Genomic DNA, 14,183 nt, shown 5'->3' with positions numbered 1-14,183 from the left:
AGTGGTATTTGTTGTATAATAATGTTCAGTTGAAATAATTGAAGCAACCTAGAAAGTTGGGAAAAACATGTGGAACAAAAAAACGGGTATGACGATCTTAAAAATGCTTTTTCCGATCGTAATTATCCTTGTCGTAATCTTCATTGCGAAGCAGGAGCTGAGCGGACTTTCCATTAAAAAGACGTTTTATATTATTGATAGCTTGAACCGAATGGACTTGTTTATTCTTGTCTTTCTTGGACTTGTCGCGGTTTTATCGATGTCCTTATATGATTTTATTTTACGAAAAAGCCTTAATATGCCCATCAGCGGCTGGAAAACGATACGCATTTCCTGGATTGCGAACTCCTTTAACAGTGTTCTTGGATTTGGCGGTCTATCAGGAGCAGGGCTTAGAACGCTTCTCTATAAGGAGTACATAAAAGATACGAAAAAACTGCTGAAAGGCATTGCCCTTTTGACTTCCTCTGTCCTTTTGGGCTTATCTATTTTCAGTGATTTGATCTTGGTCAGGGTGCTTCCTGTTGAAAGTATTATCAGCCAAGAGCCGTGGCTATGGGCATTTGTCATTATCTTTGCCTGTATTGTACCGATATATATCGTCATGGCATCCATTCGAAAAAGCTCGATCGAGAGCGGTGAAAATGGACTAAAGCATCCAATTTACGCTTATATCGGTGCCTCGTTTTTAGAATGGCTGGCAGCTGGTCTTGTCATGTACATGGCTGTCGTCTCTATGGGGATGAATGTCGATGTCCGAATTGTTTTAGGTGTATTTGCGATTGCGTCAATCGGCGGTTTAATCAGTATGGTTCCGGGCGGCTTTGGTTCGTTTGACCTCATCTTTTTACTGAGCATGCAGTACATTGGTTTCGATAAAGAGATGGTGCTGACGGCGCTCGTCTTGTACCGCTTCGTGTACTCGATCTTCCCGTTTATCCTAGGGCTTTGTCTAGCTGCTTTCGATTTAACGGGAACGACGCTTAGACGTCTTGAAGGCAATCCAAAAATGGCGCCTGCCATTGAAACAACGAACGTCTTGATTGTTTTGCACCGTGCTTTATTAATCCGTTTATTGTACGGATCTTTATCGATTTTAACCTTTGGAAGCGGCCTTCTCATCATGGCGTCTGTTGTGCTTCCAGTCGATCGATTAGGTGTGATTACCAGCATTCCGCACTTTCTGTTATCGGGATTTAATGGTCTTTCTTTAATGTTCGGAATCATTCTGATGATTTTGTCCATTGAAGTGTATAAAAGAACGAAAAGATCGTACGTGCTGACAATGATCTCCTTAGCAGGCGGTTTTGTGTTTACGTTGTTAAAGGGATTTAACCTCAGTCTGATCTTTATTTTGCCTGTCATCATGGCCGTGTTTTTCTCTCTTCGAAATCAATTTGTGAAGCAGCAGGCACCTTATTCCTTAAATCAGTTTGTGGCGGCTGCCGTTGGATATTTATTCGTGCTCTTTAACTATAATGTCATTGGCAACTTTATTTGGACAAAAATCGGGCATTTCTTGAGTAAGGATTACTTGGTGCATAATGAACGGCATATCACGATGACAAGCATGATCGCTCTCATCGGTGTACCGCTTTTCTTTTTCATTAGTAAATTGATTTTTAATAAAAAAGCATTTCCAATTGGAGAAAAAGCAGATGAGGAAAAATTAAAAACGTTTTTAGAAGAAAAGGGCGGAAATGCTCTCAGTCATCTTGGCTTTTTAGGCGACAAAAAACTATTTTTCTCAAGTGATGGAGAAGCGATGCTTCAGTTTGGACGAATAGGCCGCTGCGTCATTGTGCTCGGAGATCCATCTGGACGTAAAGCGTCTTATCCGCTTGTACTTGAAGAGTTTTTACAGGAGACAGAAAAAGCCGGCTACCGCGTTGCTTTTTATCAAGTAGAACGAGAAGGAATGGCTCTCTATCATGACTTAGGCTTTCACTTCTTTAAGCTTGGGGAAGAAGCCATGGTCGATTTAGAAACGTTTACTCTGTCAGGTAAGAAAAAATCAAATTTACGAGCTGTGGCGAATAAATTTGAACGAGAAGGCTACACCTTTGAAATGCTGGAACCGCCCTTTTCAGATGAGTTGATCTCAACCTTAAAACAGATATCTGACAGCTGGCTTGGAAAGAAAAAAGAAAAAGGATTTTCGCTCGGTTATTTTCAAGAAGACTATCTTCAAAAAGCATCGATTGCGATTCTAAAGGATGAACAAGGGCAGATCATTTCCTTTGTATCATTGATGCCGATGTATCAAGAAGGGGAGATTTCCATCGATTTAATGCGTCATATGCATGATGCACCGAACGGGATGATGGATGCGCTGTTTATCAACCTGTTTCAATGGGCGAAAGAAAGAGGCTACAAATCGTTTAACATGGGAATGGCACCTTTATCGAATGTGGGGACGTTCCATCAGTCCTTTCTTACGGAGCGTTTGGCGAGTGTCATTTTCAACAATGTCAGATATATGTACAGTTTCAGCGGCTTAAGGTCGTTTAAACAGAAATATAAGCCTGAATGGCGTGGGAAATATTTAGCGTATAAAAAGAATACGTCACTGCCTGTCACAATGGTGCTTGTAACGAAGCTGATCGGGATGGACCCCAATCGAAAACGGCGACCATAAACCCAAAGACCTTTACCTTTCACTAGGTGAAGGTTTTTTTAGACAAAAGAATAGCAAAAGTGGTAAAGTTGAAGGATAAGGGGGATGTTCATATGACATTAAATGAATGGTTTACAAAGGGATTAGCTGAACGTACATATGTACACAATATGGAGAAAAACCGGGAAAATCTGCTCACGGTGTACAACCAGTACGCAATTCATCAAAAAGAAAAAGAGCTGCTGCAAAAGCTGCAAAAGAAAAAGCTCAGAGCGCTTGTCATCACTGCGGATTGGTGCGGAGATGCGATGGTCAATGTACCGATTTTCATGCGTATTGCAAATGAAGCACTCATTGATGCGCGCTATTTCATTCGGGATGAGCATCTAGACCTGATGGATCAGTATTTAACGAACGGGACCGCAAGATCGATTCCGATTATCGTCATCATTGATCAGGATGGGAATGAAGTGGGGAAATGGGGACCTCGCTCAGCAGAAGCACAGCGCTTTGTCGACGAGAAAAAACCGGACAAAGACGCACCTGATTATGAAGAAGCTTTTCAAGTATTTGCGAAAGAAGCCGCACAACACTATACGACAGACCGTTACTTATGGAAAGATATTGAGAAAGAAATAGTAGAAGTTTTGGCAAAAATATAAACCAAAAGACTACTTCGCCGCAATGGGAAGTAGTCTTTTTTTATCTTGTTTTTGCGTTTTACCTACAAAACACCGCATAAAGATGTAGAAAACCGCAGAATTCTATCAAATACCGCAGAAAACCGCAAAGCACCACGATTTTCCCAACCACTTTTAGTTGAAAAACCTCATATATGCCATGAAATCAATGATTTTGCCCTTATCAAAAGGCTCATATAACGCACGACGGTTGGCTTTTTCCCAATACAAGAGGCCCAGCAACTATAGTAATCTAGTTGTAATCTCCTTTGAACGAACTAAAAAAATGACGGAAAAGGACAGGCGATCAATTTATGAAAAAAATCATTTATCTCGATCAAGAAAAAAAGAAGCTCGCTGAATCGAAAAAAAGAGAACAGCGTTCCATCAAATCACTGAGGCTGCTTGTGTTTTATGACGGACAAAGTCCTTCATGTGCAAAAATGATTGACTTGTTAAAATCACTCGATTGGAAAAATCGGATTCATTTTGAATCCTTTAGACACTCGCAGCTGCTCAAACTGAATAAAATAAGTGAAGAGAAGGCGGAAAAACGAATCGTGTCTATATCCCTAGCCAAAAATCAAAAAAATTCAGGGATCTATACTTGGCTGCGTATGGCTTGCCATATCCCTGCATTATGGGGAACGGTCCCATTCATCGTGCTCAGCATCTGGCTAGGCTTTGGACAGCATGCGTACGATTTTTTTGCAAAAAGACGGTATATTCATTCTGTCAAACGGGTGAACCATCATGATACAGATCAACAAAAGACCATTTAACAAATAAAAAAAGCATGACCTTCGATCGGCAGAAGGTCATGCTTTTTTGTAATAGGGAAGATATACCGCTAAATGATCAAGAAGCTTCTTTGTATAGGACTGATACGCCTGCTCATCAAGCTCAGCACCTGCATAGGTAAGCAAGGTTCTAAGAGCAAACAAATATTCACTGTGCAGCTCATTGTGTTCAAAGTAAGGAAGGGCTGCTTCGACCAAATAGGTTTTCAAATCAAGAGGATTTTCCTCAATCATCAATTTATAGATTTTGATCATATATAAACAGTTTGGCTGAATACGAGGCTGTTTTAACAGCTCGTGTATGTAGGGAAGTGCTTTTTTGCGGTCATATTCAGCATATAGTGTCGCAATTTCATATAACGTTTCACAGTAACGATCTTCTATCTGTTCTTGATTAAAGTAATTGAGTGAATCTAGTAAATAAGGCACAGCTGAAGAGAAATCGCCTTCACGTTTTAAGAGCACCCCGTAATAAAAATAAGCGGACATTTTAATATAGGCATCAGGGTGAAGGGACGTGTGCAAAATCACTTCCTTTATATATTTCTTCGCAGTTTGATAGGCTTTTAGTTCAAGTGAGATCACGCCGTGAATGAGTGTACAGTGAATAATCCGCTTGAAATTGTTTTTTTGTCTATATAAATCCATCGCTTGATGTGTCGCTTCAAGCGCATCACCCAGCTGTCCCATATTTCCAAGGGCTTTTGCATAGTGATAATACAAATCACTTTGTTCAACTGAGGCGTAGGAAAAGCAGCTTTCAAGCTTTTTTAACCCATCTTCAAGCTGACCAATTTTAATTTGATGAATGCCGTCTAGATATTCAAAAATTTCTTTTTCTGTTTCAATAAAGGTTTTTTCGAATTTTTTGAGCACGCGGTGTGTTTTTAAGGCAAGCGGCTGTTTTTCCGTTAATAAATAAAATTGAAATAAAGACAAATGATACTGAATGCCTAAATCCAGCGAAAAGAACTGCTCCTCGTGCTGAATAATCATTTCTGCATTTTGTTCAGCCTGATCGAGAGCATAGAAATACATATTCATTTGAAACTCATCCAAAAGTGACAGCAGATGACGCGCCTTTTGTGACAGCGTTTCTTGGCTGATGCCAAGCCGTTCAAGCAGCAGATTGATCGTATCTTGATTGGCCTCCTTTGAGCCATTTTCAATCTTACTTAAATGAGAGACAGAACAAATTCCTTCTGCCAATTCAGATTGGGTCATATTTTGTTTATAACGGTAGAGTTTAATGATTTGTCCAATATTGATTTTCATTCCATCCAGAAGCCTCCCTTCCAATCATGGTTGAAAGCCTTTTGACAAAAAAACCAGATCAGACAAAATGGGAATACTTGAAAATCATTTCATCATCTTGGCTTTTTTATCAAAATTTGTTTAAAACGTAATATGATTGTAACATTACTTGAAAAAGTCAAACAACTATTTAGCAGACGGGGAGAAGGGATACTTGATTTGCAACTGCACGCAATGATGTTTATAATGTGAATGAGAATCAATTTCAATTAAGGTTGATTGAAAGGATGAATATATATGCCAGAAACGAAACAACAATCAAAAGCGTTAACGGTTCGAGACGCTGTCAGATATAGACGATCGATTCGAAAATTCAAAGACACACCGGTGACGATTGAACAGCTTCAGCCGTTATTAGAGGATGCGGTCTATGCACCGAACCATAAAATCACGGAGCCGTGGCGCTTTTTATATGCGGTGACGGATGAGGCCAAAGCAACTTTTGTAGAGCGCTTCATTGCTTTCTTTCAGCGCAACAACCCAGATGCAAAAGAAGAAAAGATCAATCAATACAGAGATTACTTTTCTAAGGTCCCAGCGCTTTTACTTGTCGTGCTAAAAGAAGACGAGAACCCTGTAGTGAGAAATGATGATTTTGCCGCCGTGAGCGCGCTCATTCAAAATCTTCAGCTGCTTGCGTGGGATCAAGGAATCGGTATGGTATGGAAGAGCGGACGTATTTTATACGATAAAGGCTTTCAACAAGACATGGGATTAAAGGAAAACGAACGGTTTGCTGCGATCCTTCATATAGGTTATCCAGAAGAGGTGCCTGAGGAAAAATCACGCCAGAAAGCATCAAGTCTTCTTACTGAAATCAAATAAAAGAAAAGCAGACCGCTGAATAAGGTCTGCTTTTTTACTTATTGTTTTTTGGCGCGCTGATCGGCTGCTTTCATACGTGCCATTGCTTTTACGTCATTCGGATCTGCAAGTTCTTTGGAAAATTCAACATATTCGCCATCCGTCTCTTGTGCCGCGAGCTCGTGGTTGGATTTTTTGTGTTGGTCTTTTTTCAAAGCCTTTCCCTCCTTTACAAGATCACTTTAGTTATGTGCTTGTTGGAGGGGAATATCCGTCTTATTTGTTTCTTTTTTCTGCTGCTCTTTCCGCTTTTTTGAATTCCTGCTGATACAGGACTTCCTGGGTTTTCTTCAGCTTCGAAGTTGGCTGGTGTTCTTTTTTCTTCATCAAAATCGCCCCCTCATCTCATTTCTAATAGGATGGGTGTTTTTGACAACATTTATTCCCCAGAATGCAAAATCGCTTCTTTTAGTTCAGGGTGCAAAAAGTCATAAGAAGAGAGCAGTGCTTTTTTTGGCAGAGCACGCTGACCTTCTAAAACAAGTAATGACATTTCACCAAGCGCCGTTTTGATCACAAAAGATGGCACCTTCAGCCAATGGGGACGGTGAAGGGCAGAAGCAATGGTTTGTCCAAGCTGTTTCATTTGAACAGGATTCGGTGATGTCACATTGAGCGGTCCTGACAGGTCGTCATGATGAATTGCATAAGCAATGAGATGTGCCACATCCTCAACATGAATCCATGAAACCCATTGCGTACCAGAGCCAATTGTCCCGCCGGCAAACAGCTTGTAAGGAAGTGTCATCAGCGGCAGTGTGCCTTTTTCTCCTAACACGACACCAAAGCGTGTGTAGACCGTACGAATGCCGAGGGCTTCAATCTTTTGTCCCTCAGCCTCCCAAAGCCTTGATATATGACTTAAAAAATCAGAATCCGCAGGGGGTGATTCCTCCGTAAAATCTCCTGTTTGAGATGTGCCATAAATCCCGACAGCACTTGCTTGAATCAGCACAGAAGGTTTCGATTCCTGCGCTTCTATAATGCGTCTTACCTCTTGTGTTGATTTGAGACGGCTGGAGAGGATGCCTTCTTTTGCCTTGTCTGTCCAGCGCGCGAAAATGGATTTTCCAGCAAGGTTAATCCATACATCGATGGCAGGCAATTCATGCTCAGGCGCAGCACCTTCGGTCAGCCACTGCACATAATGTAAATGATTTTGTTCGGATTCCTTTGGATTTCTTGTTAAAATATATAGATGATGTCCCTCAGCAGCGAGCACTTTTGTGACATGCTGGCCGATAAAACCGGTTCCTCCGGTAATGGCGATATTCAATTGACATCTCTCCTCTCATATACATACCTATATCTTTCACGATTTTGAATCAGAAGAAACATCCTGACTGTTTTGGAAAAGGAGTGATCACAGGATGCCCTATATTACAAAAATTTCTGCTCAGAAAAACAATACAGAGCGGGTAAACATCTTTCTTGATGAAAAGTACGCCTTTAGCGTTGATTTAGATGTGCTCGTCCAGCACGATTTGAAAAAAGGAAAAGAGCTGGACGAAGCAGATATCATTGAGATTCAATTCGGTGATTCGGTGAAAAAAGGATTTCAGCAGGCCGTTGATTATTTATCCTACCGAATGAGATCAGTGAAAGAAGTCACCGATTATTTAACGAAAAAAGAAATCCCTGCACCTGCTATTAGTGAAATTATACACAAATTAAAGCATTATAAGTATATAAATGATCTTGAATTTGCAGAAGCCTATGTCAGCACCCACCGGAAAACGAACAGTAAAGGACCGTCCGTCCTAAAAAAAGAATTGAAGCTCAAGGGGATAGACGATGACACGATTGAACAGGCGCTGTCACAATACCCTGATGACCTACAGCTGGAGGAAGCTGTAAAGCAGGTTCTGAAGCTTGTCAAAAAAGAAAAAAATCGTTCTGCAAAAGAGATTGAGCAGCGCATCAAGCTGCAGCTGCAGCGAAAGGGATTTTCGTTTGAGATCATTGATAAAGCCCTTCAAGAAGCCTATGATGGACAAGAAGAGGAAAAGGAAGAAGAAGCCCTCCTTTATATGCTGGAGAAGGCAAAACGTAAGGTAGGATATGACGGATCATTTGAAAAGAAGATGAAAGTGAAGCAATTTTTATTCAGAAAAGGCTTTGATCTCGATACAATTGATCACGTTTTAGACAAAGGGGAATGACAGATGGAAAAACGTTATAGTGAGATGACAGAATACGAATTGAAGCAGGAGATTGCTGCCCTTTCTGAAAAAGCACGAAAGGCTGAGCAGCTTGGCATTGTGAATGAATACGCAGTTTTAGAACGGAAAATCGATATGGCGAAAGCCTATTTATTAGATCCAGCCTTGATTGAAACCAAAACGACATATCAAATTAAAGACACGGAAGAAGAGTTTTATGTGGAATATCTAAATGGCGTTTTTGCGTGGGGATACAGAGTATCGGCTCCAAATAAGGAAGATGCCCTGCCGATTTCAATGCTGACGCAAAAGGACTGATCCAAGTGATCAGTCCTTCAGCGTGTAGACAAACCTTCGCATTCGCCCGCAGTTCTGCGCGCCGGTACTCACGAATGTCAAATTCGCTCCGTTCCTGTGCTCATCCTTCCTAGACTGCAAAGGTTTTCTATCACGCTGAAAAGAAGACAAAGGGCTAAAATAAAAATCATTTTAGCCCTTTGTCAACAATCTGAAGGACTGATCCTAAGTGATCAGTCCTTTTCTTTACTTCGAACGCTGTTTACGGACGTTGTTCTGAAGTACGATGTCGTGCTGCGTTTGCTGCGTTTCTCCGTTGACCTGAGAGGCAGAATGCTTTGCATTCGCCCATGGTTGAGGGTAAGCGGTTGTCCTTAATTGAACAAAGTCTTCCATATACGATTTCCCATTTGAACTCATATCTCAAGCACTCCCTTTGGAAAAATTAGCGTTTCCCTGATGCCCTCATACGTTCCTGTGGACGTGTATTCGTTTCACCATTCGGCCGTTTAGACGCATAAGCATCTGTAGCGCCTGGTTCGCCTTCAAACTTGTGATTTACCTGATTTGGAAAGCCTTTTGCTTTATTACGCATATCGATTCCCTCCAAACAATACAAATCATTTGCGTCTTTTGAAGACGTAAGGGTAGTATATGAAAAAAGAAGTTTTTTTAAAAAGGCACTTTCTGCTAGATGAAGGAGGAACAGGCATGGAACAATACTTTGAGCGACTAACAGAACAACTCATGGAAAAAAACAATATGCTGACATATGACGAAGCACGTACATGGGTAGAGCTGCTTTGGAGTGATTTTGAAACGACTTATGCAAAGGCTGGCCGCAAGTATAAAGGACAGGAAACAACAGAACGAATTGTCCAAGAGTGGATCGATAGCTACGGCGCGCAGCTGCATTTATTTCAAAATAAACAATCGAAGGCAAACGAGCATCTGCAACAAAACAACAAAGGGCTGCTTCACTAAAAAGGTTGCCCTTTCACTTCCATTCATCTTTTTCAATCATTAGGAAAATATACAAATGAACAAATAATTTTATGAAACAATACCCAGTCTGTGATCGAAATTACAGGCTTTTTACAATGATTAAACTTAAAATTACATTAAATTCATCCTGCTGAAAATCACTGGAAATAAAACTCTGATATAATGAAACGATTAAAGAGACATGTAATTTATGGATAATAAAAAAGGGTTTCGTTTTATGACAAAAAAGGAATAATGAACATATCAGACTATGTGAAAAAAGTGAAGAGAAGGTGCGATATGGAACGGGAACTGCTTTCTGTTATAATTCCTTCTTACAATGAAGGTGAAAACATCAGACGAATCTTTGAGGCACTCGAGGAAGAGTTTCGCGATTTTCATTATGACTTTGAAATCATCTTTGTGAATGATGGAAGCAAAGACAACACGCTTCAATACATGAGAGAGCTCTCTCGCAAAAGTGCAAAAGTTAAATATATTTCCTTTTCGCGTAACTTTGGAAAGGAAGCCGCTATTTTGGCAGGTCTTGAACATGCAAAAGGAGCAGCTGCGATTATTATGGACGCCGATCTGCAGCACCCGACGTATTTAATTCAGGACTTTGTCAGAGGGTATGAAGAAGGCTATCATCAAGTCATTGCCAAACGAAATCGTAAAGGTGACAGCAAGCTGCGCTCTTACCTGTCATCCATGTACTATAAGGTGATGAACAAGGTAGTAGAAGTGGACTTGCGTGATGGCGTCGGGGATTTCCGGTTAATATCACGCCAAGCCATCGATGCACTGCTACAGCTGAAAGAGGGAAATCGTTTTTCGAAAGGGCTTTTTTGCTGGATTGGGTTTGAAGAAAAGGTCATCTATTATGAAAATGTAGAAAGACAGCATGGTGATACAAAATGGTCACTGAAGAAATTATTTAACTACGGCATAGATGGCGTCATTTCTTTTAACAACCGCCCGCTGCGTATTTGTTTTTATACTGGCATACTGATCTTATTCCTCTCTTTGATTTACATCGTGGCCACCTTTATTCAAATCGTCAGAACGGGCGTGATGGTACCTGGTTATTTCACTTTAATATCGGCTGTGCTTTTCCTCGGAGGTGTCCAGCTTTTGAGTCTAGGTGTGATTGGTGAATATATTGGCCGTATCTATTATGAAACGAAAAAGAGGCCGCATTATTTAATCCAGGAATCAAATGTGATGGAACAAGAGACAAGCTCAAAGGAACAAGACCGAGTGTTAACGCAGTTATTTAAATAACGTGGAGTCAAATAACCGGCAAGCACGAATCGCTTGCTGGGTTGTTTTGTTTCAAAGAAAAGTGGATCTTTTGTGGAAAGGATTTAGATGATGAAACGTAGATGGATAATGATAGGAATGTGCCTCATTCTCGCTTTATTAGGACACTCCTTTTTCTTATATGAATATACACAAGGCCGGTACATGACAGGAGATGGAGACGGGATCTCACAAATGCTCCCATTTAAAAAGCTGCTTTACGATGAATACGTCAAAGGGAACTTCTTTTATTCCTATCAATTCGGTCTAGGCGGCGGTACATATACGCAATTAGGATATTATTTCACAACGTCGACTGTCTTTATGGTCACAGTCGCTGTCGTCTGGCTGATGAATGCGCTTCATCTCATCCAGTCAACGGACATTCATTTCTGGGCAAATGCCGTCATTTGGCTGAGTGTGATCAAGCTGACGCTTATTCTTTTCATCGCTTACCGTGTGCTCCTTTCAATGGTCCAGCATAGGCTGAGTGCATTAACAGGTGCCGCAATCTACGGATTGTCTATTGTGTATTTTCGGCATCAAACGTTTTGGGAGTTTTTCACTGACAGCATGATGTGGCTCCCGCTGCTTGTGCTTGGGGTTGAAAGGATTTTCAAAACGGGTAAGCCGGCTTGGTTTATTGTGGCGTGTAGCCTGATGCTCATCAACAATTTTTACTTTGCTTATATTCATTTTATCTTTTTAGCGATCTATCTTGTCTTCAGATATATCATCAAGCTTCGAAGTGAGGGGCATGGGTGGAAGGTGTTCTGGACGCTGGTGGTCTCTACGCTGTTATCCTTTGGAATCAGTGCTGCCTTTTTTGTCCCGTCTGTATATGGCTTTCTTAATAATATAAGGCCGCCATATGATCAATCCATACCTTGGTTTGATCTGCATGATCATCTGCTGTTTGCAAGCAGAGTGTATTTATTACCCTTAATTTTTCTGATTTGTATGTTCCTCGTTCCGCTCTACCGGAACAGGTGGTTTTTCATGTTCACATCGATCAGCGTTCTGCTCATTGTTTTTCACTACAGTCCAAAGATGGCGAGCGTGTTTAATGGTTTTTCAGCACCGCAGTACAGGTTTGAATACATTCTTGCCTTTACAGTTGGAGCGGTCGTTGCCATCACCATCAAGCATTTATCACAAATCGAGTGGAAGTGGAAAAAGCGTGCGGTCTTAGGCGCCTGGATCGTGTTTCTTCTCGCTGTCGCCCTTTCAGAACGAGCAAAGGGAAACATGGATGTTGTTGTGTTTACAGGCATAGGACTGCTTGTGATCAGCTTGTTTTTCCTATGGATTCATGCGGAAAAACGTCAGCACCTTCGTCTCTTTTCAGCTGTTCTTATCGTTGTCAGCTTACTGACAGCAGGCGTGTATCAGCAGGGCTACTTATCTGAAAGAAGCAATATTAAGAGCGTATCAGATACGTATCTGAATAGTGAGGCATATGCTGGACATGAGCAAATGAAGCTCATTCAGCAGATTCAAAGCCGCTCCTCAAAAGATCCGCTTGCCCGGATTGATTGGATGAACGGTGTGCGCAACAATACCCCGTTATTTGAAGGCTTTCAAGGCATGAGTGCGTATTCAAGTATATTGAATCAGCATTTGCTCAATTTCTACTGGAATGACCTGCAAATCGATATGGGACGGGAAAGCGTCAGCCGTTATGCAACAATGGGGGACAGGGCGAATTTATACAGCCTGACCTACGGAAAGTATTATATGAGAACGAGCGCGATGTCTTACTCACCGCCAGCTTATTTTAAGCCAATATTGGAAAGCGAGCATTATAAAGTGTATGAAAATACACGGCCGCTGCCATTTGCAAGAACAACAAGCACCGTTTATTCAGAAGAATCCTTAAAGGATGCCTCAGCACTAGATAGGGAGCATGCGATGCTGCAAGGCGTCATTTTAGACAAAAAAGGAAACGCTGAAATTGAGCACGCGCCAGATCGAGTCAAGGATGCAAAGATTCATACGGAACAAGCCATATACGAACATGGCGTGCTTGATGTATATGGAGAAACAGGAGGCGGTCTGAATATCACGCTGCCAGATGATATGGCCCGCGCTGGGGATGTGTATGTGAGCTTTTATGTGAAGCGGACAGACCGAAACGAAGGATTTCAGTTATCCGTTGACAACTACGTCACCTCACGAAAAAGCAATACATCCATCTACAAAACAGGCGTCAATGAAGTGACGATTCGAGTTCCTGCGGAAAAAATCCTTTCCATTCGAGTACCAAAAGGGACGTATGAGCTGAGTCAATTAAAGTTGTATCAAGAGCCTTACAGCATCCTAGAAAAGGCATATGAAAAAGAAAAACAGGATGATGGCAGCCAGCAGGTAAAGCTTGAAAACAGCCGCTTTACGATTTCATATGATAACAAACGCGGCGATGATTATATGGTTCTGCCAGTACCATATGAAAAAGGCTGGGAGCTCACAGTAAACGGTCAGCAGACCGATATTGAACAAGCCAATTACGCCTTTATCGGTTTTCCAATAGAAAAAGGAAAAAACGAGATTGTGCTAACCTACTATCCGCCTTATATCAGAATTCTCGCGTTGATTTCACTCGTCAGTTTGATTGGTGCGATCCTATATGCACGGAGAAAACACAAGAAACACCACTTTTCATCATAAGTGGTGTTTTTTTATCTTCCGAGGGCTGATTGAGCATGATATCCATCATATGAAGCATTCACTAAACTTCTTTCTCAAACGAAAAGGTCGCATAATCAAACAAAAAATGAAACAACCAAAGGCTTAGGGCAAAGAGGATTTCCTCAGAGGTAGACAGTAAAATGCCGCCTACCAATTCATCTGATAAATAGACAGCACCCCAAATAAACAAAAGATGAATTGAAAAGGCATAGAAAACGATGGAGCGTTTTTTGGAACGGCACTTTCTAACAACTCTCATGAGCACATGCTCCACATGCTCAAAGGATATCCCAAGTACCACATAGATGCCCATAAATAAAAGCATCGATAAAATCGATTGATAAAAAGCACCCGTTAAATGAAAGAACAGTACACAAAACAACAAAAATATGTAACAGACAGCCGACGCCGCCATGAGCCATTTCAGCCCTTGCCATAAAGCGTGAACAGATTGCTGCATAGGTGAACAAACACT

The 14,183-nt window shown here is 41.2% G+C and carries 16 protein-coding genes; 9 read left to right on the top strand and 7 right to left on the bottom strand.

Annotated elements, in window-relative coordinates; all coding sequences use genetic code 11:
- Nucleotides 1-67 precede the first annotated feature (67 nt).
- The 3 genes from mprF to NSS92_RS10295 all read left to right on the top strand — a co-directional run bounded on the left by mprF (nucleotide 68) and on the right by NSS92_RS10295 (nucleotide 4,079).
- A complete protein-coding gene (gene mprF, locus NSS92_RS10305; RefSeq protein WP_340867687.1) occupies nucleotides 68-2,638 on the top strand; it encodes a bifunctional lysylphosphatidylglycerol flippase/synthetase MprF in 2,571 nt (856 codons plus the stop codon).
- A 92-nt stretch (nucleotides 2,639-2,730) separates the two neighbouring features.
- Complete coding sequence (locus NSS92_RS10300) at nucleotides 2,731-3,279, top strand: thioredoxin family protein (RefSeq protein ID WP_267588030.1); 549 nt, start codon at nucleotides 2,731-2,733, stop codon at nucleotides 3,277-3,279.
- Between the two features lie 332 nt (nucleotides 3,280-3,611).
- On the top strand, nucleotides 3,612-4,079 hold the full coding sequence (locus tag NSS92_RS10295; protein WP_142946303.1) for a thiol-disulfide oxidoreductase DCC family protein: 468 nt from the start codon (nucleotides 3,612-3,614) through the stop codon (nucleotides 4,077-4,079).
- Between the two features lie 36 nt (nucleotides 4,080-4,115).
- On the opposite strand, the gene NSS92_RS10290 is transcribed toward NSS92_RS10295, so the two are convergent.
- Complete coding sequence (locus NSS92_RS10290) at nucleotides 4,116-5,372, bottom strand: transcriptional regulator (RefSeq protein ID WP_340867682.1); 1,257 nt, start codon at nucleotides 5,370-5,372, stop codon at nucleotides 4,116-4,118.
- A gap of 276 nt (nucleotides 5,373-5,648) precedes the next feature.
- On the opposite strand from NSS92_RS10290, the gene NSS92_RS10285 reads away from it, so the two are divergent.
- Nucleotides 5,649-6,236: a nitroreductase family protein gene (locus NSS92_RS10285; RefSeq protein WP_267588032.1), complete on the top strand. Its 588-nt coding sequence runs from the start codon at nucleotides 5,649-5,651 to the stop codon at nucleotides 6,234-6,236.
- Nucleotides 6,237-6,274: 38 nt separating this feature from the next.
- On the opposite strand, the gene NSS92_RS10280 is transcribed toward NSS92_RS10285, so the two are convergent.
- From NSS92_RS10280 to NSS92_RS10270, 3 genes are all read right to left on the bottom strand, one after another.
- Complete coding sequence (locus NSS92_RS10280; protein ID WP_024425223.1) at nucleotides 6,275-6,430, bottom strand: YfhD family protein; 156 nt, start codon at nucleotides 6,428-6,430, stop codon at nucleotides 6,275-6,277.
- A 61-nt stretch (nucleotides 6,431-6,491) separates the two neighbouring features.
- Entirely contained in the window at nucleotides 6,492-6,602 is a 111-nt protein-coding gene (locus tag NSS92_RS10275) for a YfhE family protein (RefSeq protein WP_017358836.1), read from the bottom strand.
- A gap of 52 nt (nucleotides 6,603-6,654) precedes the next feature.
- Nucleotides 6,655-7,551 carry a TIGR01777 family oxidoreductase gene (locus NSS92_RS10270; RefSeq protein ID WP_340867679.1) on the bottom strand — a complete coding sequence of 299 codons (897 nt, stop codon included), beginning with the start codon at nucleotides 7,549-7,551 and terminating at the stop codon, nucleotides 6,655-6,657.
- Between the two features lie 94 nt (nucleotides 7,552-7,645).
- On the opposite strand from NSS92_RS10270, the gene recX reads away from it, so the two are divergent.
- Nucleotides 7,646-8,437 carry a recombination regulator RecX gene (recX, locus tag NSS92_RS10265; RefSeq protein ID WP_340867677.1) on the top strand — a complete coding sequence of 264 codons (792 nt, stop codon included), beginning with the start codon at nucleotides 7,646-7,648 and terminating at the stop codon, nucleotides 8,435-8,437.
- Between the two features lie 3 nt (nucleotides 8,438-8,440).
- On the top strand, nucleotides 8,441-8,755 hold the full coding sequence (locus tag NSS92_RS10260; protein WP_340867675.1) for a YfhH family protein: 315 nt from the start codon (nucleotides 8,441-8,443) through the stop codon (nucleotides 8,753-8,755).
- Nucleotides 8,756-8,980: 225 nt separating this feature from the next.
- Here the strand turns inward: NSS92_RS10260 and NSS92_RS10255 are convergent, their stop codons facing one another.
- Nucleotides 8,981-9,154: a YpzG family protein gene (locus NSS92_RS10255; protein ID WP_003217811.1), complete on the bottom strand. Its 174-nt coding sequence runs from the start codon at nucleotides 9,152-9,154 to the stop codon at nucleotides 8,981-8,983.
- A 25-nt stretch (nucleotides 9,155-9,179) separates the two neighbouring features.
- Nucleotides 9,180-9,329, bottom strand: coding sequence for a small, acid-soluble spore protein K (locus tag NSS92_RS10250; protein WP_003217849.1), 150 nt, complete (start codon nucleotides 9,327-9,329; stop codon nucleotides 9,180-9,182).
- A gap of 116 nt (nucleotides 9,330-9,445) precedes the next feature.
- Between NSS92_RS10250 and NSS92_RS10245 the strand changes: the two genes are divergently transcribed.
- From NSS92_RS10245 to NSS92_RS10235, 3 genes are all read left to right on the top strand, one after another.
- Nucleotides 9,446-9,718 (top strand): YfhJ family protein, encoded by a 273-nt coding sequence (locus NSS92_RS10245; RefSeq protein WP_267588035.1) that lies wholly within the window; start codon nucleotides 9,446-9,448, stop codon nucleotides 9,716-9,718.
- 300 nt (nucleotides 9,719-10,018) lie between these two features.
- Nucleotides 10,019-11,002, top strand: a complete 984-nt coding sequence (locus NSS92_RS10240; protein ID WP_081124119.1) for a glycosyltransferase family 2 protein — start codon at nucleotides 10,019-10,021, stop codon at nucleotides 11,000-11,002.
- 87 nt (nucleotides 11,003-11,089) lie between these two features.
- Nucleotides 11,090-13,687, top strand: a complete 2,598-nt coding sequence (locus NSS92_RS10235; RefSeq protein ID WP_340867666.1) for a YfhO family protein — start codon at nucleotides 11,090-11,092, stop codon at nucleotides 13,685-13,687.
- 61 nt (nucleotides 13,688-13,748) lie between these two features.
- Here NSS92_RS10235 and NSS92_RS10230 read toward each other — a convergent pair whose 3' ends face one another.
- A complete protein-coding gene (locus tag NSS92_RS10230; protein ID WP_340867664.1) occupies nucleotides 13,749-14,168 on the bottom strand; it encodes a regulatory YrvL family protein in 420 nt (139 codons plus the stop codon).
- Nucleotides 14,169-14,183: the final 15 nt, after the last annotated feature.

The organism is Bacillus sp. FSL M8-0166, from assembly GCF_038008825.1.
Lineage (GTDB): Bacteria > Bacillota > Bacilli > Bacillales > Bacillaceae > Bacillus > Bacillus safensis.
Note: the sequence above shows the minus strand (reverse complement) of the source record. Positions and strands in the feature narration are given on the sequence as shown.